General features: G+C 42.4%; 22 protein-coding genes, 1 tRNA gene and 2 pseudogenes. 11 read left to right on the top strand and 14 right to left on the bottom strand.

Annotated elements, in window-relative coordinates:
• A partial coding sequence (locus NWP17_RS00450) for a helix-turn-helix domain-containing protein (RefSeq protein ID WP_280652953.1) occupies window positions 1–110 on the bottom strand: 110 nt, incomplete at its 3' end.
• A gap of 38 nt (window positions 111–148) precedes the next feature.
• On the opposite strand from NWP17_RS00450, the pseudogene NWP17_RS00445 reads away from it, so the two are divergent.
• Together NWP17_RS00445 and NWP17_RS00440 are read left to right on the top strand one after the other, a co-directional pair.
• Window positions 149–318 (top strand): annotated as a pseudogene (locus tag NWP17_RS00445) (transposase); the annotation flags it as partial.
• 403 nt (window positions 319–721) lie between these two features.
• Window positions 722–1,822, top strand: a complete 1,101-nt coding sequence (locus tag NWP17_RS00440; protein ID WP_280652951.1) for a RuBisCO accumulation factor 1 — start codon at window positions 722–724, stop codon at window positions 1,820–1,822.
• Window positions 1,823–1,830: 8 nt separating this feature from the next.
• Here the strand turns inward: NWP17_RS00440 and NWP17_RS00435 are convergent, their stop codons facing one another.
• Window positions 1,831–3,492 carry a glycosyltransferase family 39 protein gene (locus tag NWP17_RS00435; RefSeq protein ID WP_280652950.1) on the bottom strand — a complete coding sequence of 554 codons (1,662 nt, stop codon included), beginning with the start codon at window positions 3,490–3,492 and terminating at the stop codon, window positions 1,831–1,833.
• A gap of 33 nt (window positions 3,493–3,525) precedes the next feature.
• Between NWP17_RS00435 and NWP17_RS00430 the strand changes: the two genes are divergently transcribed.
• From NWP17_RS00430 to NWP17_RS00410, 5 genes are all read left to right on the top strand, one after another.
• The gene (locus NWP17_RS00430; RefSeq protein WP_280652949.1) at window positions 3,526–5,871 is read left to right on the top strand and encodes an ATP-dependent helicase; all 2,346 of its coding nucleotides are present in this window, start codon (window positions 3,526–3,528) and stop codon (window positions 5,869–5,871) included.
• 147 nt (window positions 5,872–6,018) lie between these two features.
• Window positions 6,019–6,216, top strand: coding sequence for a 50S ribosomal protein L35 (gene rpmI, locus NWP17_RS00425; RefSeq protein ID WP_280652948.1), 198 nt, complete (start codon window positions 6,019–6,021; stop codon window positions 6,214–6,216).
• A gap of 19 nt (window positions 6,217–6,235) precedes the next feature.
• Complete coding sequence (gene rplT / locus NWP17_RS00420; protein WP_280652947.1) at window positions 6,236–6,592, top strand: 50S ribosomal protein L20; 357 nt, start codon at window positions 6,236–6,238, stop codon at window positions 6,590–6,592.
• A 12-nt stretch (window positions 6,593–6,604) separates the two neighbouring features.
• A complete protein-coding gene (locus NWP17_RS00415; protein ID WP_280652946.1) occupies window positions 6,605–7,414 on the top strand; it encodes a transporter substrate-binding domain-containing protein in 810 nt (269 codons plus the stop codon).
• A gap of 177 nt (window positions 7,415–7,591) precedes the next feature.
• Window positions 7,592–8,113: a tetratricopeptide repeat protein gene (locus tag NWP17_RS00410; RefSeq protein WP_280652945.1), complete on the top strand. Its 522-nt coding sequence runs from the start codon at window positions 7,592–7,594 to the stop codon at window positions 8,111–8,113.
• Between the two features lie 73 nt (window positions 8,114–8,186).
• Here the strand turns inward: NWP17_RS00410 and NWP17_RS00405 are convergent, their stop codons facing one another.
• The 5 genes from NWP17_RS00405 to NWP17_RS00385 all read right to left on the bottom strand — a co-directional run bounded on the left by NWP17_RS00405 (window position 8,187) and on the right by NWP17_RS00385 (window position 11,061).
• On the bottom strand, window positions 8,187–8,957 hold the full coding sequence (locus NWP17_RS00405) for an ABC transporter ATP-binding protein (RefSeq protein WP_280652952.1): 771 nt from the start codon (window positions 8,955–8,957) through the stop codon (window positions 8,187–8,189).
• Between the two features lie 74 nt (window positions 8,958–9,031).
• Window positions 9,032–9,592 (bottom strand): hypothetical protein, encoded by a 561-nt coding sequence (locus NWP17_RS00400; RefSeq protein ID WP_280652944.1) that lies wholly within the window; start codon window positions 9,590–9,592, stop codon window positions 9,032–9,034.
• Window positions 9,593–9,619: 27 nt separating this feature from the next.
• Complete coding sequence (gene hisA, locus NWP17_RS00395; protein WP_280652943.1) at window positions 9,620–10,390, bottom strand: 1-(5-phosphoribosyl)-5-[(5-phosphoribosylamino)methylideneamino]imidazole-4-carboxamide isomerase; 771 nt, start codon at window positions 10,388–10,390, stop codon at window positions 9,620–9,622.
• A gap of 42 nt (window positions 10,391–10,432) precedes the next feature.
• The gene (locus NWP17_RS00390) at window positions 10,433–10,732 is read right to left on the bottom strand and encodes a DUF3593 domain-containing protein (protein ID WP_280652942.1); all 300 of its coding nucleotides are present in this window, start codon (window positions 10,730–10,732) and stop codon (window positions 10,433–10,435) included.
• Window positions 10,729–11,061, bottom strand: coding sequence for a DUF2499 domain-containing protein (locus NWP17_RS00385; protein WP_280652941.1), 333 nt, complete (start codon window positions 11,059–11,061; stop codon window positions 10,729–10,731). The genes NWP17_RS00390 and NWP17_RS00385 overlap by 4 nt, the downstream gene beginning before the upstream one ends.
• A 43-nt stretch (window positions 11,062–11,104) precedes the next feature.
• Between NWP17_RS00385 and csaB the strand changes: the two genes are divergently transcribed.
• The gene (gene csaB, locus NWP17_RS00380) at window positions 11,105–12,142 is read left to right on the top strand and encodes a polysaccharide pyruvyl transferase CsaB (RefSeq protein WP_280652940.1); all 1,038 of its coding nucleotides are present in this window, start codon (window positions 11,105–11,107) and stop codon (window positions 12,140–12,142) included.
• A gap of 186 nt (window positions 12,143–12,328) precedes the next feature.
• Here csaB and NWP17_RS00375 read toward each other — a convergent pair.
• The 4 genes from NWP17_RS00375 to NWP17_RS00360 form a co-directional block, all read right to left on the bottom strand.
• A tRNA-Pro gene (locus NWP17_RS00375) sits at window positions 12,329–12,402 on the bottom strand.
• A gap of 76 nt (window positions 12,403–12,478) precedes the next feature.
• Window positions 12,479–12,844: a DUF1818 family protein gene (locus tag NWP17_RS00370; RefSeq protein ID WP_280652939.1), complete on the bottom strand. Its 366-nt coding sequence runs from the start codon at window positions 12,842–12,844 to the stop codon at window positions 12,479–12,481.
• A gap of 130 nt (window positions 12,845–12,974) precedes the next feature.
• Complete coding sequence (locus NWP17_RS00365; protein ID WP_280652938.1) at window positions 12,975–13,214, bottom strand: DNA-directed RNA polymerase subunit omega; 240 nt, start codon at window positions 13,212–13,214, stop codon at window positions 12,975–12,977.
• A gap of 2 nt (window positions 13,215–13,216) precedes the next feature.
• Window positions 13,217–14,707 carry a glycoside hydrolase family 13 protein gene (locus NWP17_RS00360; protein ID WP_280652937.1) on the bottom strand — a complete coding sequence of 497 codons (1,491 nt, stop codon included), beginning with the start codon at window positions 14,705–14,707 and terminating at the stop codon, window positions 13,217–13,219.
• A 371-nt stretch (window positions 14,708–15,078) separates the two neighbouring features.
• On the opposite strand from NWP17_RS00360, the gene NWP17_RS00355 reads away from it, so the two are divergent.
• On the top strand, window positions 15,079–16,368 hold the full coding sequence (locus NWP17_RS00355; RefSeq protein WP_280652936.1) for a glucose-1-phosphate adenylyltransferase: 1,290 nt from the start codon (window positions 15,079–15,081) through the stop codon (window positions 16,366–16,368).
• Window positions 16,369–16,503: 135 nt separating this feature from the next.
• Here NWP17_RS00355 and NWP17_RS00350 read toward each other — a convergent pair whose 3' ends face one another.
• Complete coding sequence (locus NWP17_RS00350; protein WP_280652935.1) at window positions 16,504–17,115, bottom strand: MBL fold metallo-hydrolase; 612 nt, start codon at window positions 17,113–17,115, stop codon at window positions 16,504–16,506.
• A gap of 283 nt (window positions 17,116–17,398) precedes the next feature.
• On the opposite strand from NWP17_RS00350, the gene NWP17_RS00345 reads away from it, so the two are divergent.
• On the top strand, window positions 17,399–17,761 hold the full coding sequence (locus NWP17_RS00345; protein WP_280652934.1) for a four-helix bundle copper-binding protein: 363 nt from the start codon (window positions 17,399–17,401) through the stop codon (window positions 17,759–17,761).
• Between the two features lie 123 nt (window positions 17,762–17,884).
• Here NWP17_RS00345 and NWP17_RS00340 read toward each other — a convergent pair whose 3' ends face one another.
• Window positions 17,885–18,496 (bottom strand): peroxiredoxin, encoded by a 612-nt coding sequence (locus tag NWP17_RS00340; protein WP_280652933.1) that lies wholly within the window; start codon window positions 18,494–18,496, stop codon window positions 17,885–17,887.
• 138 nt (window positions 18,497–18,634) lie between these two features.
• Here NWP17_RS00340 and NWP17_RS00335 point away from each other — a divergent pair.
• Window positions 18,635–18,769: pseudogene (locus NWP17_RS00335) on the top strand (glycogen debranching enzyme N-terminal domain-containing protein); the annotation flags it as partial.
• A 338-nt stretch (window positions 18,770–19,107) separates the two neighbouring features.
• Here NWP17_RS00335 and NWP17_RS00330 read toward each other — a convergent pair.
• Window positions 19,108–21,354, bottom strand: a complete 2,247-nt coding sequence (locus tag NWP17_RS00330; RefSeq protein WP_280652932.1) for an amylo-alpha-1,6-glucosidase — start codon at window positions 21,352–21,354, stop codon at window positions 19,108–19,110.
• Window positions 21,355–21,775 lie beyond the last annotated feature (421 nt).

Below are 21,775 nucleotides of genomic sequence, written 5' to 3'. Positions count from 1 at the left end.
CAGAAATGTAGCGCATCATTCCAGACAACTCTTACACAACCATACAACCGAGCTAAACTCTGTTGCTGTTGGTCTGTGGGGTAAAATCTGTACTGATATCTAGCTTTCATGCTTTGTGCTAACATTAGTCTGTTAAAATAGATTATACATTGTTAATGTTTTAAAAAGTGTGTCTAGCCGTAGATACGGTCAAGGTGGATTTCCTAAACCCTATGGTAAGCAAGCCTTATGGAGTCCTAGTTACTTTGTGTTTTCTCTTGGTGGTGCGCCCTTGAGGTGCTGAAGAAATATATCCAGAATCAAGAAAAGCCGTCGTAGAACGACGGGGTTTTCAACCCATTTTTTAGATAAATATTACTCACCACTAACTACAACTTCCCAGGCTCTTTTTTACTAAAACTTTACATACTTTATGATTTTTTCATATTGACTTAAACTTTATGAAGCGGAAAAGCGACAACTACGTAATTTTTTTAATCACCGCTACGGATCATGTAGCGCGAGCATCTTGCTTGTCGGGGAATACGCCATGAGCCGTGCGCCTCGTAACACAAGCAGGATGCTTGTGTTACAACCAAGACTTTTTAACCCCCTACCAGAGTATATGTCTAATCTGTTACGTGAGTTCAATGTCGTCGCTCTTAAGTAGAAGGGCGGCTAAAGAGATAGGAAATATGTCAAAATAGGATTTGCCGCTAGAGAGCTACCCACGCCAGAATTTATGAATAATCTACCTTCTCAGGCTGAAAATCCTGACAATAATCTCAACGATGACGTAGTAAAAGAGTTAATCCGAAAACTGCGGCAAAAACAAGGTAACTGGGTGGAATGGGGAGTGATGATCGCCTCGTTGCAAAAAGCTGGTTACAGTCCCCAGCAAATTTTTGAGGAAACTGGATTTGAGCCAATACAACAAAATCAGGTTATTGTTGGTTCCCAAGTTTATAATTCTTTAGCCACGGGTGGCGCTTCAGAAGCAACGCAATCGCACTACGCTACCAGGGGTAGTGATATTTTGTATGAACTGCGTTTGCTTACCCATGAAGAACGTGCTACCGCTGCTGAACTTACTTTTATCCACAAACTGGATGCAGACGAAGCCCGGGAAGTGGCCAAAGCCATTAAAGATTTCTCCCGTTTCCAAACATTACCAGCTGGTTTTTCAGCCCATCCTGGAGATGCTGTTGCTTATCAAGCCTGGAAACTAGCACGACAATATACAGATTTGGCAGAGCGATCGCGCTTAATTGCCAAGGGTTTACGTTTTGCTCACACAGCCACAGCCAGAAACCAAATTGAACAGTTACTTGTTGATTTGACTGTGGTTTCCCAGCGTCCCGCACCGATTTTACCTTTTTATCGCTTTGAGTCAGAAGAAGAATTACCCCGCATCGTGCCTGTGGTGGGTGAGTTACCATTAACACCACAAGACCTGCAAAGTGTGCCTGCGGTAGAAAACATTGAACCATTTGGTTTAGTAAGGTGTTTAGTCAAGTTTTCTGGGCAGCAAGCCTATGTATCTTTACCTGGTTGGCAGGTATTACTAAGTGCGGAAGACCCTGTGGTAATTTTATGTGATAGCGATCGCCTCCCCAACCAAGAACAAAATCTGCCCAAACCAGTGCTAGTGGTTGTAGATCGCGCCCAAAGGCAATGGAATGATTCCTGCTATTTTGTAGTAGAACACAAAGGAGAATTAGATTTTCAGTGGTTTGAAACTCAGCCAGAGGTTCCCCTGCTGGGGCGAATTTTGGTGATTGTGCGTCCTAAAAAAATATTTGATGAAGTCGTCAGCAAAGATTCCTGGCAAATTGACGAATAACAAAAGCCTTAATTTTGATTTTTTCTACACCGATAAAGTTGATAGGGAATACCTAGGCGATAGTGGTGTGAGGTATCTATAGTACAAACACTATCCCCAAGTAGCCCCACTTGTTGGGGGTAATCCCGTTTTCTCATTCCTGGTCCAACAATCCATAAATTCATCTCAGATGTTATTGGTGTAGGCATTTTCCCAAGTTGGTTCCAGAATGTAGATGAATAACGGGATTTGTCTAAAAAAGCAAAACTATCAGCAGGGTTTGTATTACTTCTAACTTTTTCTAATGCTAAGGCAAAACTCAAGCCTAAAGCCACATCCTGATAATTGTTATATCCTACCACCAGCATCACAGGGATAGAGGGGTTTAAATTCATTTTTTGGGCAACTTGCTCTGGTTGAAAAGGCTTTTGCCAGACTAAATTAGAAACTACAAAAATACAACTGAGAGTACCAACTAACAAAGTAATAAACTTTGAATTGTTAATTTTGCTAATACTGGCAGCTAATAAAGCGCAAAAACTAGGATAATAAACAAAGTTATAACGAGGAACAACGGTGATATCTTTACCTAGGATATAAGCTATAGCAAAAAATTGGAGTAAGACAACAATAGTAAAATTTAAAAGTGTTAGAGTAGCTAAATGAGTTGTATGATCTGACCACAATATTGTTAAACCTTGCCACACTTGCCAGCCTAACCAAATGGCAAAACTGATCATCAAAAAGCCACAGACAGCTGTAATTAGCAAAGGCTGATTTTCTACTGGTAGAGCAATCACCATTAAAACCCAACTGATCAAAGTTTGATATAGTGGTGCAATGTGCATGGTAGCAGGTAACCAATTAGTTTCAGCACTTTGAAAATGCTTAAAAGTTACCAGCATCCAGGGTAAAAAAATAATTATCACTCCACTAATTGATATAATTAAAGTGAGATAAATTTGAGATTTGTTTTTGTTGTTTTTTCTATGATTACCCCAATAGATTAATATAAATAATGTAATAATTTGGGCAACGAAAGCGAGAATAAAAAAGTAGTGAACATAGCAACCCACAATATTAACCAAAGACCATAAAATCACCACCCAAACTCTAAGGCGTTGCTGCAGAAAAATATCCTGCTGAATTTGCATCAGTCCCCATAATGCCAAAGTGATTAAAAACATGGGCATGGTGTAGTGGCGTGCTTCTTGGGAAAGGTAAACAGCAAAAGGAGAAATAGCCATAATTAATGCCGCCATGATTGCTGATGGGGGGGAAAAAGCAACGCGGTTAACAGCATAAATTGCAGCCACGGTAGCCACACCAAATAAAGCCGGGAGACAGCGCAATTTTGCCACCCACTCTGAACCCAAAGGAATCATCCAGGCTAACCAAGTGTACATTGCACAAAAAAACAAAGGGGGATGGGTAGACTGATTAGCTAAATTGGCGGCGATTTGTTGACAACTAACTCCCGGCTGAAAAGTAAAAATTCCTTGGACACGTTCTAGGGGAAAGACAATATTTAAAGGCAAATCATGATAATTTTTACCCAAACTGAAAATAGTAGTAATTACCTCATCCATCCACAAAGGTTTTAAGTCCAAATGCCAAAAGCGCAACATGGCAGCAAGTACCACTGCTGCGGCTAAACTTAGATAATGTAGATATGGGTGGCGATTTGTCATTATTGATATAACATTTTTAAGAGTTTTAACTTCATGTTACAAGCTGATTTTATGGGTACGGTGGCTCAAGAATCTTTTGCATTACAAGAGAATATATTGGCAATTCGCAATACCTTACGCCCTGGACAACGGCAAATGGCTGATTGGCAATGTGGACCTTTGGCTGTTTCTGCTGTTCCTGGGGCTGGTAAATCTACTGGTATGGCCGCGGCAGCAGCCATTGCGATCGCTCGTCAGTACCATCTTAGTACTGAATCAAGGTTGTCTTCTCGTCGTCAAATTGTAGTTGTTACTTTTACTCGTTCGGCAGCTGCCAATATTAAAGCAAAAATTCGCCAATATTTAAAACACTTATCTTTACCTCAAGCAGGGTTTGCTGTTTATACCTTGCATGGTCTGGCTTTGAATATTGCCAGTCGTCACCCTAATTTATCCGGTTTAGAATTAGATGATGTTACATTAATTACCATTACTCAGGGTCACCGTGTTATCCGTACAGCGGTAGAACAATGGATTAGTAACAATCTAGAACATTATTCTCGGTTGTTAGAAGGTCATCAATTTGACGGGGAAGAAACAGAAAGATTACGTCGCCAGTCAGTTTTAAGAACAGAAATATTACCAGATTTAGCCACTATAGTTATTCATGAGGCTAAAAGTTCTGGGATATTGCCAGAAACATTGCGGGAGTGGAGTGAAAAAACCAGCGATAAATATGCAATTTTGCGGGTGGCTGCGGGATTGTATGAACAATATCAATACTTAATGCGATCGCGTGACTTGATCGACTATGATGATATGATTTTAGCGGCTTTGCGAGTCTTGGCCAATGAAAAAGCCCGTCACATTGAGCAAAAGCAAGTTTTCGCAGTATTTGAGGATGAGGCTCAAGATTCTAGCCCTTTACAAACAAAGCTGCTAGAAATTTTGGCAACTGACCAATCCCTAATTAATTTAGTGCGAGTTGGTGATCCTAATCAAGCGATTAACTCCACTTTTACACCGGCTGATCCGATTTATTTTCGACGCTTTTGCCAAGAGTGCTATGACGTGGACAAACTAGCAACCATGGATCAAGCGGGACGCAGTAGTAAAATTATTATTGCTGCTGCCAACTTCACTTTAGAATGGGTGAACAGCAGTTATCAAAGCCAAAATCAACCATCTCCCGTCCTCCCCTTTCGTGAGCAAAAAATCCGCCCGGTGGATATGGGTGATCCGCAAACCAACGCCAACCCGGAACCTGTGGGACGAGGATTAGAACTTTACACGCCCCGTGATATTTATCACACAGTTGAGTTACTTTCTCAAAGAATAGTGGAGTTGTTTACTCCAGATCCTACAACAATTAATGCTAATGCAGCAATTTTAGTGCGAGAAAATCGCCAGGGACGCTGGCTAGGAGAGATGCTGACTAGTGTATGTAAGAAGCATAAAATTATACTATATGATGCAGGTGAACGCGATCGCCGTTCTCACATACCCCAGGAAATTTTGGCACTGTTGCAATTTTGCCATCGTCCCCATTCTCCTGACTACCTGAAAGCTTGTTTAGAGGTGTTGGTACAGCGTCAATTGATTCCTACTCAGGACCTCAACGCCCTGGCTAGTGTACCGGAAGAATTTTTATATCCTGGTCCTTTAGCCACACCCCAGGAAGAGATAGTAAAAAAAGCCGCTCATTTATGTCGGAGTTTACTTCGCGCCCGGTTAGAATTACCCGCATATCAGCTTATTGCCTTTCTGGGTTTAACTTTAAATTACGACCAGGGAGAATTGGCCACAGCTGACAAACTGGCTGAACGAGTAAACCAGCAAATAACTAACCCTGCCACTAGCTTTGGGGCTGGGAATACAATCGGTTTGTCATCTGCTGCTATGTTGTCGGCTTTGAGTGAAATTGTCAGTTCTGAACGGTTTGAAGCAGTGGAAACAGATGATTTAGAAGCGCGTTACACTCGTCGCGGTCAGCTAACAATTATCACCATGCACAAGGCCAAGGGGTTGGACTGGGACTATGTATTTATGCCCTTTCTACATGAAAATTTAATTCCTGGTAAGTTTTGGGTTCCCAGCAAAAGTGACTTTTTAGGTGACTTTAGTTTATCAGAGGTGGCTCGCGCCCAAATTCGTACTGCCTTACATGGCGAATCTGATATACCTGATGTTGCTCAAGCCTCGGAACAAGCAAAACATTTGAAAACCTCTGAAGAGTATCGTTTGCTGTATGTGGCTATGACACGGGCAAAACGCCTATTATGGATGTCTGCATCACAGCAAGCTCCTTTTACTTGGAATAAACCGGAAAATTTACAAAAACAAGCTCCTTGTCCGGTTTTTCCAGCATTAAAACGTCAGTTTCCTGACCATGTAATGTGAGCCGGGGTGGGGAAGGGGTAATAATATGAATTTAAGAATTTATTAAATTTATTAAATTATATCTTACTGGTGAGGTTTGCTGGTTTTTAGTATATAATAGTGGATTGTGTCGAATTAAAGTTAGACCAAGTAAGACCAAGTAAGACCATGCCTAAACTCAAAACTCGTAAAGCAGCGGCCAAACGCTTCCGTGCCACTGGGAGCGGTAAAATTGTCCGTCGCAAGGCTTTCAAAAGTCACCTGTTAGAACACAAGTCTTCTAATAAAAAGCGCAACCTGTCTAAAACAGCACTGGTAAACGAACGCGATGAAGACAATGTACGTTTGATGCTTCCTTATTTGTAAATTATTCAGGAAATAAATTATGACAAGGGTAAAACGCGGTAATGTAGCTCGCAAACGCCGCAATAAAATTCTCAAACTAGCTAAGGGTTTTCGTGGTTCTCACTCAACTTTGTTTAGAACCGCTAACCAACAAGTGATGAAGGCGCTACGCAGTGCTTATCGCGATCGCAAGAAGAAAAAGCGCGATTTTCGTCGCCTGTGGATTACCCGCATTAATGCAGCTGCTAGGCAACATGGTTTGAGTTATAGTCAGTTGATGGGCAACTTGAAAAAAGCTGATATTCAACTCAACCGGAAAATGTTGGCGCAGTTGGCAGTCCTTGACCCGGCTAGTTTCGGGAAGGTGGCTGAATTAGCAATTCAAGCTAAGGGCTAAAGGTGGTAACGGATGAATAACCGATGTAACAGATGGTTAAGAATTAATCCGTTACATCTGGTATTGTCCGGTGCTATATTGTGCATTTTCTGCTTTTCCTGGGCATTTATAGCATCTGCTGCCCAAATGCCAGAAATCCAACGTCGCGGTTATTTAATTGTGGCTATTAAAGATAACTTGCGCCCGTTGGGATTTAAAAATGGTAATGGAGATTTACAAGGGTTAGAAATTGATTTGGCAAAGCGTCTGGCTTCGGATTTGTTGGGTAAACCAGATGCGGTCAAATTACAACCAGTAGCTAACCGCCATCGCCTATCTGTGGTGTTCAATCAGCAAGTTGATTTAGCGATCGCCAGGGTGACTGCAACTGCTTCCCGCGCTCGTTTGGTGAGTTTTAGTGTTCCTTACTACTATGATGGGGCAGTAATAGTAACTAAAGATGCCTCTGTGCATCAGCTAAGTGATTTGGCTAACCAAAAAATTGCTGTGATCAACAACTCAAGCACTGTTGACCAGTTGCGTTACTATGTGCCCAAGGCGCAGTTGGTGGGAGTTGATTCATATCAGCAGGGGCGAAGCCTGACAGAAAATAATACAGTGGTAGCTTTTGCTGCGGATGCTAGCGTTCTTAGCGGTTGGGTGCAACAATATCCCCAATACCGACTTTTACCTACTAAGTTATCAACTCAACCCCTTTGTGTAGTTATGCCCAAGGGTTTACAGTATGATCAGTTAAGACGAGAAGTAAATCAAGCGATCGCTCAATATATAGCAGAAGGTTGGCTAGAAGAACGGGTTAAATATTGGGGTTTGAAACTGTAAACACTATTCACTGTAGCGCTAGCATCCTGCTTGCTGCTAATAAAACCCCTCGCTGCTTAATACAGTCCTGCTAATGATGTACCTCACTTCGGCAAAATTGGCTATTAAACTTTATTTTCAAAACTCTTGTTCGATAATAGATACAGAAGTAAATTTTAATTTTTGTGTTTGTAGACAATGGATAAGAATTTAGCCATTATTTATCTCTCAGTTTTTGTAGGTCTGCTTTCCTTCGTAGTTGTGAATGTTTTTCGCCAAATTTTTAAAACTCGCAGGCGTGAAACTGCTTTGTCACGGTTGCGCAGTAAATTGGAGAAGGAAAAAGGTACGGCTCAAGAGTATTACGAGTTAGCCAGTATTTATTCAGAAAAAAAATTATTTTCTCAGGCGGTGGTACTGTTTCAAAAAGCTATTAAAGCGGCTGAGGAGGAAGAAGAAAATACCGCTCCTATTTACAATGGGCTTGGTTATGTTTACTTTAGCCAAGAGCAATATGACTTAGCAATTCGTCAGTATAAAGAAGCAGTAAAACTAAAGCCTGACTACGTAACAGCCCTAAACAATCTGGGACACGCCTACGAACGGAAAAAATTAACTGCTCAAGCCCTACAAATGTATGAAGAAGCACTAAAGTTTGCTCCTAATAACGCCATCGCCAAGCGCCGGTCTGAGTCTTTGCGCCGCTTGGTGTCTGTGTAAGGATGGGGAATAGGAAACAGGGTTTTTAACTCCTGGATCTATCAGGATGAAACCTTGATTCAGTCAGCCTTAACTAAATCCATTCTGCTGCTGCTTGGGTTTCTGCTTCTCTCAAACGTTCTCTGAGATTTATCCAGTTAATTTCTGGGGCTGTTTGATTTGTCAATAATTGACCTTGTTGTAAATATAATAACCGCGTGCAAAATGCCTGGCTTTGGTCCAGCTGGTTATTTACCATTAAAATACTGGTTTGATGGGTTTGAGTCAGGCGCGTTAAAACCGCCATGACATTGGTAAATGTACCAGCGTCTAAGGCGGATGTTGGCTGATCTAATAATAAAATTTGTGGTTGGATGACTAGGGCGCGAGCGATGGCTACTAATTGTCGCTGTCCGCTGGAAAGTTGTAATTCAGTCTTTGCTAACCATTCTCTGGGAATATGTAGCTGTTCTCTCCAAAGATCAATTCTTTCTTGAATTGTGGATTGGGGTAAACTACGCAAAACTAAAGGATAAGCCATAGCCTGCTCGACTGTCATTCCTAACAGCTTTGATTCTGGTAGTACCAGTGTGATAACTCGGCGCAGGTGTAGGGTGGGAATTTGGCTATACTCCTGATTTTCCAAGTAAATTTTGCCCCTGGTAGGTTCGCTGAGGCGGTTAATTAGGCGTAGTAGGGAGGTTTTACCGGCACCTGACGGACCAACAATGGCAATGCGATCGCCGGTAAATACTTTAAACGAGATATCCTGTAATATTGGGTATCCCTGAAGTTGGGGTTTCAGCTTGGCCGATAAATTAACTTGTTCTAGCCTTAATTGGGCTGTGGTGGTGTGGTTCTCCAAGTTTTCAGCAAAAAATAAGGTTTTATAGCATTTCTTCAAATAAATGACATACAAGATTTTTACCTGACCAAGGACTAATGACCCATTACCAATGCGGTGTTAATAGTCCAAGCATCTACCAATAACAACAGTAAGGTAAATACCAACAAAATCATATACATCCAGGGTTGGGCTAGGGTGTAAACATCAGTGGTGTCAATTCCTGTTTTTGTGGCGACTATTTTGACTAAGCGGGAAAAGCCGGCTACACGCATTGGTAATAAATAAGCTTGGCCGTCATGACTCACAAAATAATAAACTAGTCCTCCTTGACTGGTGGAACGGGGTTTTAATTCTTTAACATCCGACCACGGTAAACTCCAACCTTTACGAAAAAACCGAGGAACCCAGAAGGGATAAGTAACTTTAATGCCTTGGTCGTCTACTATAACTCGTTCGGTTAAGACTGCATATAAACCCACAAAACCAATGCTGATTCCTACCCACAATAATGATGGGGGTATGGGGGCGGCTGTTACCTGACATAAAAAGGGTAATGGAACTGTGAGTGCTATATATAGACTCAATAATGTAATCCGAATTAAGGGAGAGAGACGAAAAACAAAAGTTGAGTTGTTGGTTGATGTTGTTGTCACGGCTAAATTACCAGGTTTAATTTTTGGTCAAGCAAAAGTAGAGTCTAGATTGGGGGGGATGTCTTGAATGCGTCCTGGTCCAATGGCGCGCAGTGCTTCTGGGAGGGCAATATCACCAGTATACAAGGCTCGTCCGACTATTACCCCTGTTACTCCTTGTATTTCTAAGCCTAATAAACTTAATAAGTCGCTGACAGAACTTACGCCCCCGGAGGCGATGATGGGGATGGAAATTTTGGCTGCTAGTTCTCGTAAGGCTGCTAGGTTGGGTCCGATGAGTGTACCATCCCGATGGATATCTGTGTAAATAATGGCTGCTGCACCCAGTTCTTGCATTTGTACTGCCAGTTGGGTAGCTAAAACTGGGGAGGTTTCTAACCAACCGCGAGTGGCTACCCTGCCATCACGAGCATCTATGCCAATGATCATCTTTCCCGGAAATTCTTGACAAAGTTCTTGGACTAGCTGGGGTTTTTCTACTGCAATTGTACCTAGTATTGCCCACTGTACTCCTAAATTAAATACTTGTTGTACACTGGTGCGATCGCGCAATCCTCCCCCGATTTCTATGGGTACGGGTACTGCTGCGGCGATGGCTTCAATGGCTTTGATGTTAACTACTTTACCTGCTTTTGCTCCATCTAAATCAACTAAATGTAATCTGGTTGCGCCTTGGTCTACCCACTGTTTAGCCATGTCCACTGGGTTCTCACTAAATACCTGCGATCGCTCATAGTCTCCCTGATAAAGTCGTACACAGCGACCTTCTAGTATATCTATGGCTGGAATTACGTCCATTTCTTTCTTACCTTAATAATTAATTTGTTACCGCCACTGTGTTTATTTAGATGAAATGCGCTGTAGTTCTCTGACTGCTTTGGCAAAACCCACCACTAGCAAAATGTTGGAAAAACTTAAAAAAACCTCGGCGCTACCGTGTAACCAGTCTACGTTAGCTAAAGATAGACCATAATGCCCTTGGGCATAAATTCCTGCGGGGATGGTGACGGCAACAAATACGAGAGTGCCATAAAATCCATATAAGGCTAAAGGTGGTGTTTGTGAACTGCGGCTAATGAACCACAAAAAACCTAAATAAGGAAATAACGACAGGGCAAATAGGCTTTCTTTAGTGATCATAATTCCGATTCTAAAGGTTGGGGTGGTTGATGTTGGGATTTTGTAGACCGCCAAATCCACACCGCAGCTGCCCAAAGTGTAAAATTACCAATTAAGGTCATGGCAGCTTGGAGGGTGACGAGCCATTCTAGGGATGGGGCATTGTCAAAATAATGCCACGTACAGGCACACATGGCACTAACTAATGCTGGTAACATGGCTAAAGATAATCCCCACCATGTGCGGTTACCTGTGAGTTGGCCGTAAGTCCAAATTAACCACATGGCGACAATCCACTCAATTACACTTGAAATGTGAATAATCCAGGTGGGAATAGAAAGGGCGTGCATAAGTAGATTATTGGTTGAAAATTATTTATTTGAAAGGGCAAAAATGCGGGCGGTATTATCTGGGTATTATGGTCAAGGTAATGGTGGTGATGAGGCTTTGTTAGCAACGCTCTTACAAATGTTACCACCTCACGTTACACCTGTGGTGCTTTCTGGTCATCCACAACAAACACGCGATCGCTATGGTGTGGAATCTCATGACCGTATGGCTATTTTACCCATATTACAGACCCTCGGTTGTGGTGATGTGTTTATTTGGGGCGGTGGGAGTTTAATTCAAGATGTCACCAGCGCCATGAGTCCATTTTATTATGGGGGGCTGATGGTGTTGGCTGAGAAAATGAATTTAAAAACTGTGGCTTGGGCCCAAGGTATTGGTCCTTTACTGCGGCGACAAACTCGCTGGTTAGCACAACGCTGTTTTGCCCATTGTACCAGAGTCAGCGTCCGGGATGGGGTTAGTGCTGCTTTATTAGCTGATTGGCAAATTCCTTGTTTACTTGCGCCTGATCCGGTTTGGGCGTTGGTAAGTAAGCCAGTACCAGGACTGGGGGATTTACCAGCGCCCAGAGTTGCTGTTACTTTGAGGAATCATCCCCAACTAACACAAAAACGTCTGGCTAATTTGATTAGGGCTTTAGTAGACTTGCAAAAAGCAACTCAAGCCTTTATTTTACTGTTGCCATTTCAGAAAAGTGAAGATTTAGCCATTGCTGAGGAGATTCAGTTGCAATTACAAGATGTGAGTAAAATCTTACTTTTAGAAGATCCGCAATTATTAAAAGGTGTTTATCGGGGTGTGGACATGGCCATTGGTATGCGTCTGCACAGTTTAATTATGGCTGCATCTGAGGGCTGTCGCTGTTTTGCTCTCAGCTATGACCCCAAGGTAAATCGTTTGATGGAAGAATTAGAAATGCCTGGTTGGGATTTAGCTAGTTTGCCAGACGACCCCAATATAATTAGTAAAACTTGGATAGAACATTATGTCAATGGTCATGGGTTATCATCTGACCAAATTTTGTCTTTGGTCGATGGCGCTAGTATGCACCGTCAGGTTTTGAACGAGGCATTAAGTTAGTTACACATGATTAACTAGCTAATTTTGCTTAAGTGAGGTACATTCTGAGCAAGCATAATGCTCCCGCCACAAGGCGAGCATTTACATTTGTATCTCACGTCTTGAATAAATGCTATAACTAGCTAATTTCCCTTTTTAATTTGAAAAGCCTGCCAATCTTAAAGACTAGCAGGCAGGGTCTTTTGATCGGAGCGGCGGGATTCGAACCCACGACCTCCACTACCCCAAAGTGGCGCGCTACCAAGCTGCGCTACGCCCCGGCATGGAATTACTATCATAGTGCAAGACTTGAAAATAGTCAAGGGGTTATGGAAAAATTTTTTTTTACAAGTCAACTTAAAAAACTTTTACCATTCCCGCAGCTTGTAGTAACTCAGGTACTGCGGCTGCATCCCATTCACCTTCTACACCCCTTCCTGTGTTGAGGATGAAGCGTAAACCATAAGAACCGGCATAGCCTTCTACCTCCATCCATAATAAATCACTTTCGGCCTCACAGGCAATTTTTTCTTGATCCATTAATTCATTCGCCTGGTGTTTCATGGTATCGGCTAATTGTGCCAATAAGCGGCAAAAATCATTTAACTCGGCTTCGGTTAATTCTATTGCCCAATGGTCTGTACCTATTAACCCTTTAAATTCTGGTGCGTGGGGGTTCCAGCCAATTCGCCAACCAGCACCACTTTTGATCAAGTATTCCATTAGTTAGAGGGGGTAGAAGTGCGCTGGGTGTGGGGACTAAAAATATCCGCCTTATTTCACTAGCCAAGAATAGTGATGCTGGAATCCCCCGGCTTTAGGCGTGGGGAGTGTCAACTGTGGAAAAGTTGGGCTACAGGTCGCCAATGATTTCTGGCTGAGTTAGTTCATCGGACATTTCGATAATTGCTCTGAGTACCGGCTTCATCATTACATCATCAGAGGGACTATCAAAGTCTTCATAACGCCGACGTTTGGCACGGTTGGCCACCTGAACTGTAATGCGGTAACGATTGGAAGCTGCATTAATCAAATCCTCCGCCCGGTACATGATTTGAGACTGGGTAGTCTCGAATTTAGAACGCTTGAGCATAGTCAGTAGTTGTGATGGTGATGGTCATTCCCCAGTTTAGCAGTAGGGAGTGTTGAAACACAGCCGCAGCGCGGGGGAACTGTGAGGGAAAGTTGCCCACCATGCCATTGAAATTCCCCAGAGCCATATAATATGTTATTGGGTTGACTATGCAAACTGTCAGGATCTAGATTTGCTGTTGCGGATACAGTACCAGCGTTAACGGCAATAATTAATGTTTCTGTTTCTAAGGTTCTGCTAAAAATATACAGTTCTCCCTGGGCGAATAAAACTTGATAATCCCCCATACGCAAAGCTGGGTATTGATGACGAAGTGTAATTAATTGGCGGTGTATGTGGAGAATTTCTTGATTCCAGTCAGCTGGTGCGGGAAAGCCACGCCGGGAGTCTGGGTCTAAGCCGCCTGGTAAACCAACTTCGTCACCATAATAAATGCTGGGCGCACCGGGAAAGGTGAGTAGTAGTAAGGTAGCTAATTCTACAGTGGCTTTATCGCCGTCGGCAATGGTAAGTAATCTGGCTGTATCGTGACTGGCTAGGAGATTCAGTTGGGTGAGTTGAATTTCCCAGGGGTACAGTTGGAGTAGTTTTTGGATTTTAACAGCGTATTCCGCGGCAAATAAAGGTGGGTAAGGTTGATAGTCGCGAGTTTCCACCTGTTCTAAAACTACGCGTGAGCCTGCGGTAAAGGCAATTGTTGGCCCGGTAAATAAATAATTCATTACCCCATCAAATTGAGTACCATCTAGCCATTGACGGGAATCTCCCCAAACTTCCCCTACAATATAGGCTTGGGGGTTAATGGCTTTGATGCGCTGGCGAAATTCTTGCCAAAAACCAGGTGTTTTTATTTCAAATGGCACATCTAACCGCCAACCATCAATGCCGAATTTCAGCCAATATTCGCCAATTTCCATGATGTATTCCCGCACTTCCGGGTTATCATGGTTAAAAACTGGCAAGGCACGATTACCAGCCCAACCTTCGTAATTAGCGGGTAAGTCTCCTGTGTAGGGTGCAAGGGGCCAGTCTGTGATTTTGAACCAGTCCACCCAAGGGGAATGGGGTCCATTTTCTAAAATATCGTGGAAAAAAAATAAGCCCCGGCTAGCGTGGTTAAATACTCCATCCAAGACAACTTTGATATTTCGTTGATGGGCTGCGTCTAGCAGTTCCTGAAATGCTTGATTACCTCCCAACAATGGATCTACTTGATAATAATCGTGGGTGTGATAGCGGTGATTGCTGGCAGATTGAAATATGGGAGTAAAGTAAATAGCGTTAATTCCTAAGTCTTGAATATAGTCCAACTGCTCAATAATGCCCCACAAATCCCCTCCTTTATAACCTTGGAGTGTGGGCATAGCTTGCCAATCTTCCCAAGGGGCATTATATAACAGTCTTTTGTGAGGCTGTTTGCTTCTGGCAAAGCGATCTGGGAATATTTGGTAAAAAACAGCGTGCTTAACCCAGTCTGGTGTTTGAATGTCCATGAGCTAATTTTGATTCTTCTCACTGATCATAAAACTTAGGATAGGTAATCAAAAATGAAAAATTTGCTAGTTTGGTTGTGGTGTTGCAGTATCGGTTAAATGCGTTTACAGTTTAATCGTAGCTAATTTTACTCACATAATAATCGGCATTCTTTGTCTAAAAACTCAGTTTACCAGGGAATCTAGAATATACTTACCGCCAAAGATTATCTATTTATAGTAAAATTAACTACATAAATATTAGGAATTCATCCATTACTTACAGGATTCTGTAAACTTAGCTAATTATCAATCTGTGATCCCCCCTTACCAGTGGTCTCAGAGAGTCTTAAACTGAAGGTGATAGTAACAAGGCAGTTGGGAGCGATTTTGTGAAAAAAGTATTAGCAATCATTCTCGGTGGCGGCGCGGGTACTCGTCTTTATCCCCTCACCAAACTACGGGCTAAACCAGCAGTACCAGTGGCAGGCAAGTACCGATTAATAGATATTCCTGTCAGTAATTGCATCAATTCAGAAATCTACAAAATTTATGTCCTAACACAGTTTAACTCAGCCTCCCTGAATCGTCATATTGCCCGTACCTACAACTTTACAGGCTTTAATGAAGGCTTTGTAGAGGTGTTAGCAGCACAACAAACCCCAGAAAACCCCAATTGGTTCCAAGGTACGGCTGATGCGGTGCGTCAGTACCTATGGCAGTTAGAAGAGTGGGATGCGGAGGATTATTTGATTCTTTCAGGGGATCACTTGTATCGCATGGATTACCGTTTGTTTATCCAGCGCCACAAAGAAACCAATGCTGATATTACTCTTTCGGTTCTGCCCATAGATAAAACCCGGGCTTCTGACTTTGGTTTGATGAAAATAGACCAGTCCGGTAGGGTGATTAATTTTAGCGAAAAGCCCAAGGGTGAAGCATTGGATCAAATGCGGGTTGATACAACCCTATTGGGATTATCACCGGAACAGGCTGAGTTAAAACCTTACATCGCTTCCATGGGCATTTATGTGTTTAAAAAAGATGTTTTGATCAAGTTGTTGAAAGAATCTTTAGAAAGCACCGATTTTGGCAAAGAAATTATCCCAGATGCCAGTAAAGATCACAATATCCAAGCTTACTTGTTTGATGGTTACTGGGAAGACATTGGGACAATTGACGCTTTTTATCATGCTAACTTAGCCCTGACTAAACAGCCTTTACCCCCCTTTAGCTTCTACGATGAAGAAGCACCAATTTATACTCGACCTCGTTATTTACCCCCCAGTAAACTGTTAAATTGCCAGGTGACAGAATCCATTATTGGCGAGGGTTGTATTCTCAAAGATTGTCGCATTCATCATTCGGTTTTGGGAGTGCGATCGCGGGTTGAATCAGGCTGTGTGATTGAAGAATCTTTGTTAATGGGCGCAGACTTTTATCAACCTTTTGTAGAACGTCAATGTACCTTAGAAAAAGGTAATATTCCTGTAGGTATTGGTACGGATACAATTATTCGCCGTGCCATTGTTGATAAAAATGCCCGCATCGGTCATGATGTGAAGATTATCAATAAAGATAACGTGCAGGAAGCACAACGGGAAAATGAAGGCTTCTACATCCGTAGTGGTATTGTGGTAGTGCTAAAAAATGCCGTAATTCCTGACGGAACTATAATTTAGTCATTATTGAGAACAGGGGAAAAATGTAGAGATGTTCCATGGAACGTCTCTACAACGGTCTAGGAGTCATGTCCTTGGTGGGGACTTTGGTCCCGCAACCTGAACTATTTAGCTAGGAGTTAAACGTGGTTTATTTCAGTTGATTGATGATAAACTAGCCGCAAGTTCCTGCAAGCGATCGCGACCATCCCGGAATACAGGCCAACCATCACCCACTAACACTGCTTCAATGTGAGGTAGTGCTGCTAGCCGTTTTATTGAAGCCACAGCGTCCTCCCGATTCAGTAATTTATCATTTGGTAAGATTGTTAAACTCCCAGCTTTGCGGGCCCGTACCAAGTCCCCTGTAATTAAAGTTGTTTCCTCAAGTAACAAAGCTAACTCCCCTGGTGTTTTTGAACCTTGGAGTTCTAATACTCTTAATCCTGGAACTACCTCATCACCATCACTCAGCCAGCGATCGCAACCTATGGGAAAACTGTCCTTTTCCCCCACTGGACCCGCTATTTTAGCATAAGTTTGATCAGCTATTTCCTTAGCCGACCGGATGTGTTCAGAATTAGTCAACACAATCCAACCCACACCACCCAGGGATTGCAGATGATTCCAGTCATGATTAGACAAAGCCACCGGGTCAACCAACACATTACCACCGGGACGAATCCAAGCAGTGCCATGAAAATCAATATTTCTTGCCGGATTGAAAGTTGACCAGCCATACAGGTCGGGACGGTGTAGAGATTTCATAGTGATTCTGGTTCAGCACCTTCAATAGTTCTGGATTTTTGCATCGGCATTAATAATGTATCAAGATTCCGGTTCATAATTCAACGCTTAGATCCAAAATTCAGCAATTATCCAGACCATATTGATGTAGTATTGGCGGAAAAATCCAGTAATTATGTTACTTGAGTAGGTTGATAAATTTCCCTAAAAAAATGCTATTGACTCTCCCAAAAATCTGATTAGTGTTATAAGTAGTCCTGCTGAAAACATTATATAAGCATCAACAATTCTGGAGGTATTTCCTATGATGATGATGATGACTGAAACCATGACCACCGAAATGCAAAACTGCATAAATGCCTGCATGGAATGTCATAAAATGTGTTTGGAAACCATGACTTACTGCATGACCAGAAACGGCAAGCAAATTAACATGAGCATCATGGGCATGATGCGTGACTGCGCGGAGATGTGTATGACGTGTATGAATATGGTCATGGGCGGTTCTGAATTCATCACAGGCACTTGTACATTATGCGCCGAAATGTGCGACAGATGTGCCGCCGCTTGTGAACAAATGAGCCAAGACCAAAAAATGATGGAGTGTGCCGCTTGTTGCCGTCGCTGTGCGGAGGCTTGCAGATCCCTACAAATGATGCCTGCTTAATTTTACATACCTGTAATTTACCGTAAGAACCACAGATATACATACAAACCAACACTAAATAGTTAATATTTATGTGTATCTGTGTGCATCTGTGGTTTTGTCCATCTCACCTGAGCAAAAAATTTAGACGGCGGAGAAGTAAACTTTAGACTTCACCGGGTCAGGAACCATGGTTTGATCACCAGGTTGCCAACCGGCAGGGCAAACTTCATCCGGGTGGGACTGGACATATTGAATTGCTTGCAGTGTCCGCAGGGTTTCATCTACGCTGCGACCAAATGCCAAGTTGTTAACTGTGGAGTGCTGGATTACACCATCTTTATCAATGATGAATAGACCGCGTAAAGCAATACCCGCGGCCGGGTCAAGAACGTTGTAAGCCGCGCTGATTTCTTTCTTAATGTCGGAAACGAGGGGATAATTAAGATCGCCTACACCGCCAGACTTGCGATCTGCTTGAATCCATGCTAGATGAGAAAACTCACTGTCAACGGAAACGCCAAGAATTTCTGTGTTAATTTTTTTAAATTCTTCGTGGCGATCGCTAAAAGCTGTGATCTCCGTGGGGCAAACAAAGGTAAAGTCTAGAGGGTAGAAAAACAGAACCACATACTTACCGCGATAGTCGGTAAGTTTAATGGTCTTGAAGTCTTGATCTACCACAGCTGTGGCTGTAAACTCAGGAGCCTGTTGACCAACACGCAGGCATCCTTCTGTTGCGTAAGTGAGGGACATTAACCTAATTCTCCTTCAACTTATATACGTATTATAACTTTGGAAATCGAGTGAGTGAACACTCACCCATCCATACTCCCACAGTTTAATTACAAACTGTTACGACTATATCATAGTCATAACGATTTTGGGTAAATCATGTCAGATTTAAATACAAAAGAATGGTTAATAACCAATGGCTTAGGAAGCTTCGCCGATGGAACAATTTCTGATATTCGCACCCGTGCTGATCATGGTTGGCTATTGGTTGCTACTCATCCCCCCAGCGATCGCAACTTTCATCACCAGCCAAAAAAACACCCCACCTAGAGAGTTTTCACAGTTACTCAGTGTGTATTCACTCTATTTCCGAGGTGATAGGGATTAAGCGAATTTAGAATTTAGAATTTAGAATTTAGAATTGCAGAAGCATCTGTTGATTTTGCGATTGCCTATGGCACTGGCGAAGCCAATCGCGCTCTTCAACACAAGCATCTTGCTTGTCGGGGAGTGAATTCCCCGCCTTTTACGGCTTATCCCCTTGTTGGTCTACCTTCAGATAAAAAAAAGAGAAAATGGGGAGTTGTTACTAATATCCCCATGGCTGTTGATTTGGTTCGCTTAACTAGTAGTTAAGCTTCAATAAATACCCGCAGATTACCCCGTTTTTTGACAACACGACAAGCTGTGGTATTACCGGATCGCTCAAACTCTAAATCTAGAATTGTGGGGCCAACTTTTAAATTCTGTAATGACAGGGAATTAATTGAGTCTGGTAAAGTGGGGTCAATAATTCGCAAGCAGTTATTTTGAGCGTCAGGTACTAAATTAACCACCATTTGCAGCAGTTGAAAAATAGCACCAGTAGCCCAGGCTTGGGGTGTACAAGCAACTGGATATTGTACAGGAGCATGGTCGCCATTACGTTCGTAACCGCAGAAAAGTTCTGGGGGGCGTTGATATGGTTGCTGGCTAGTCATATCAATCAAACCTTGAAACACTTCTAAGGCTTGGTCAATTAAACCGAGCGATCGCAGTCCCATGGCAATGAGAGAATTATCATGAGGCCACACTGAACCAATGTGATAACCCATAGGATTATAAGCTGGTGACAAACTGCTTAAAGTACGAATACCCCAACCATTGAACATATCTGGTCCGCGCAATCTTTCCGCCACACTATAAGCTTTTTCTGGTGTAAAAATTCCCAATTTGAGACAGTGACCGGGATTAGATGTAATACTATCCACTGGCTGTTTGTGTCCATCTAAAGCCAAGGCGCAAAAATCCTGGTCTTTGAGCCAAAAGTCTTGATTAAAACGAACTTTGAGATGTCTCGCTTCATCTAGCCAACGTTCGGCTAAATCTGGGCGATGTTTGATTCTAGCGATTGTTGCTAGGTGCGTTTTAGCTGCATAAACGTAACCTTGCACCTCACTCAAAGCAATGGGGCCTTTGGCTAACTCACCTCTATGATCTACGATGCAGTCATCAGAATCTTTCCAACCTTGGTTAGCTAAACCGCGTTTAGATTTACGGTAGTAGGTCAAATAGCCACTTTCTTGCAACTGGCTATCTATCCACTCCATCGCGGCTAGAGCATTAGGCCAAAGTTTGTCTATGGTTTCCTGATCATGAGTCCAAGCGTAGTATTCAGCATACAACATCAACCACAGGGGAGTAGCATCAACCGTACCGTAATAAGGTGTATGGGGAACTTCTTGACAGCGAGCCATTTCCCCATACCGTAACTCATGTAAAATTTTTCCTGGTTCTTCTTCCCGCCAATGATCTTCTGTTTTACCCTGATATGAGGCTAGTATGGTTAAAGTTTCCTTGGCAATTTGGGGATTTAACATCAAAGTTTGGGAAGCGGTAATGAGAGAGTCTCTACCAAATAACGCTGAAAACCAAGGTACACCTGCGGAAACAGTCTTATACTTGCCAAAAGACTGGCGCAACAAATACAAGTCCTGTTCAGCCCGCTCAATTACACGATTAAAGACACTTTTGTCTGATCTAATCTGTGTAATTTGCTGTATCCATTCTTGCTCTTCCATCCACTCAGCCGCTTTAGCTTGTACCAAAGTAAAAGCTGCACTCACTTTAGAACTTGGCTGATTGTTGGTCAACATATTAATTCTGTAACCCAGTTTTTGGGTTTCATGAGAAGCTAAATTCAATCGCCAAATTGCTGTGTAATCTTGGAAATCATCTGGTTGGCGATGCTGGAATTGGATACGAGATTCCATTAACCAGCCATCCAAACCTTGATAGGCTAGGGTTAAAGATTCTTCTCTTGATGGATCTACTTCTTCAGATGTCGAGTCTACCAAACGTAAAATTTTACCCCGGTGTTCTCTTTGGGCTCCCCGCACTTCAAATAAATCCACAAAATCTGCATCAAAGCTAACACTTAATTCAAAGCTGACACTGGTTGTGCTGTAATTAGATATTTCAATTTCTTCAAATAGCGCCCCATTGAGGACAATTTCCCGGCGAATACCCACCGTTTCTGCTTTCAAATGTTGATCAATATTGGGGTTGGTACACAGAATAGAAATTGCAAAGCCTTTTTCAGCAGTGCTACTGAGCAGAATAGGCGATCGCCCGGCAATTTGCAACTCCAGACGACTTAAAAATCGTGTATCAGCGCAAAATAATCCCACACTAGGGTTAGCATCTTGGAGGGAACAGCCAGAAATATTCCCCATGGTATCAGTCACCAAAAATAAATCATCATCTTTAACTGTTAAAGTTGGTTGTGGTCTTTCACTGACAACACAAGGCCATTCTGGTATAGGTAATTGTTCTGCGGGTGTAAAGGTCTTCCCATGCAAAGAGATTTTTTCTGGGGTAGTTAGTGTATCCGGTATCATTAGCCAAAGTTCCAGTTACAGGTATTTCTCAACGGTGTCAACAGGGGAAAGTGTCGCTGCTAGGCGGTTTTGATATTTTGCAGCCAAATTACCATTGGCATATTTTTCGCCAATAACTTACTACAAATCCTTATAAGGTTATATTTTCTAGATTTAAAGTCAAGGCTGAAAAATAGGGATTTTCAGCTAATTAATCCCACCATTAAGCCCGTCACAGCTTATGGAAAGATTATACTTACCCAAGATGCTAAATTTGCTTCTAGTTCCTGATGTATTGGAATCAGGACTTACGCAACTGGCACAGGCGATCGCTATATTATAGTATTTGTGTACTGAAATAAGTGACACAACTAGCACAAATAGTGGGCGGGCTTCGCGGTAGCAAAGCGACAAATTGAATCAAACCAAACACATAGAAATA

Source organism: Chrysosporum bergii ANA360D (genome assembly GCF_029891735.1).
Classification (GTDB): domain Bacteria; phylum Cyanobacteriota; class Cyanobacteriia; order Cyanobacteriales; family Nostocaceae; genus Umezakia; species Umezakia bergii.
This window is presented reverse-complemented; position numbering and strand designations above follow the sequence as displayed.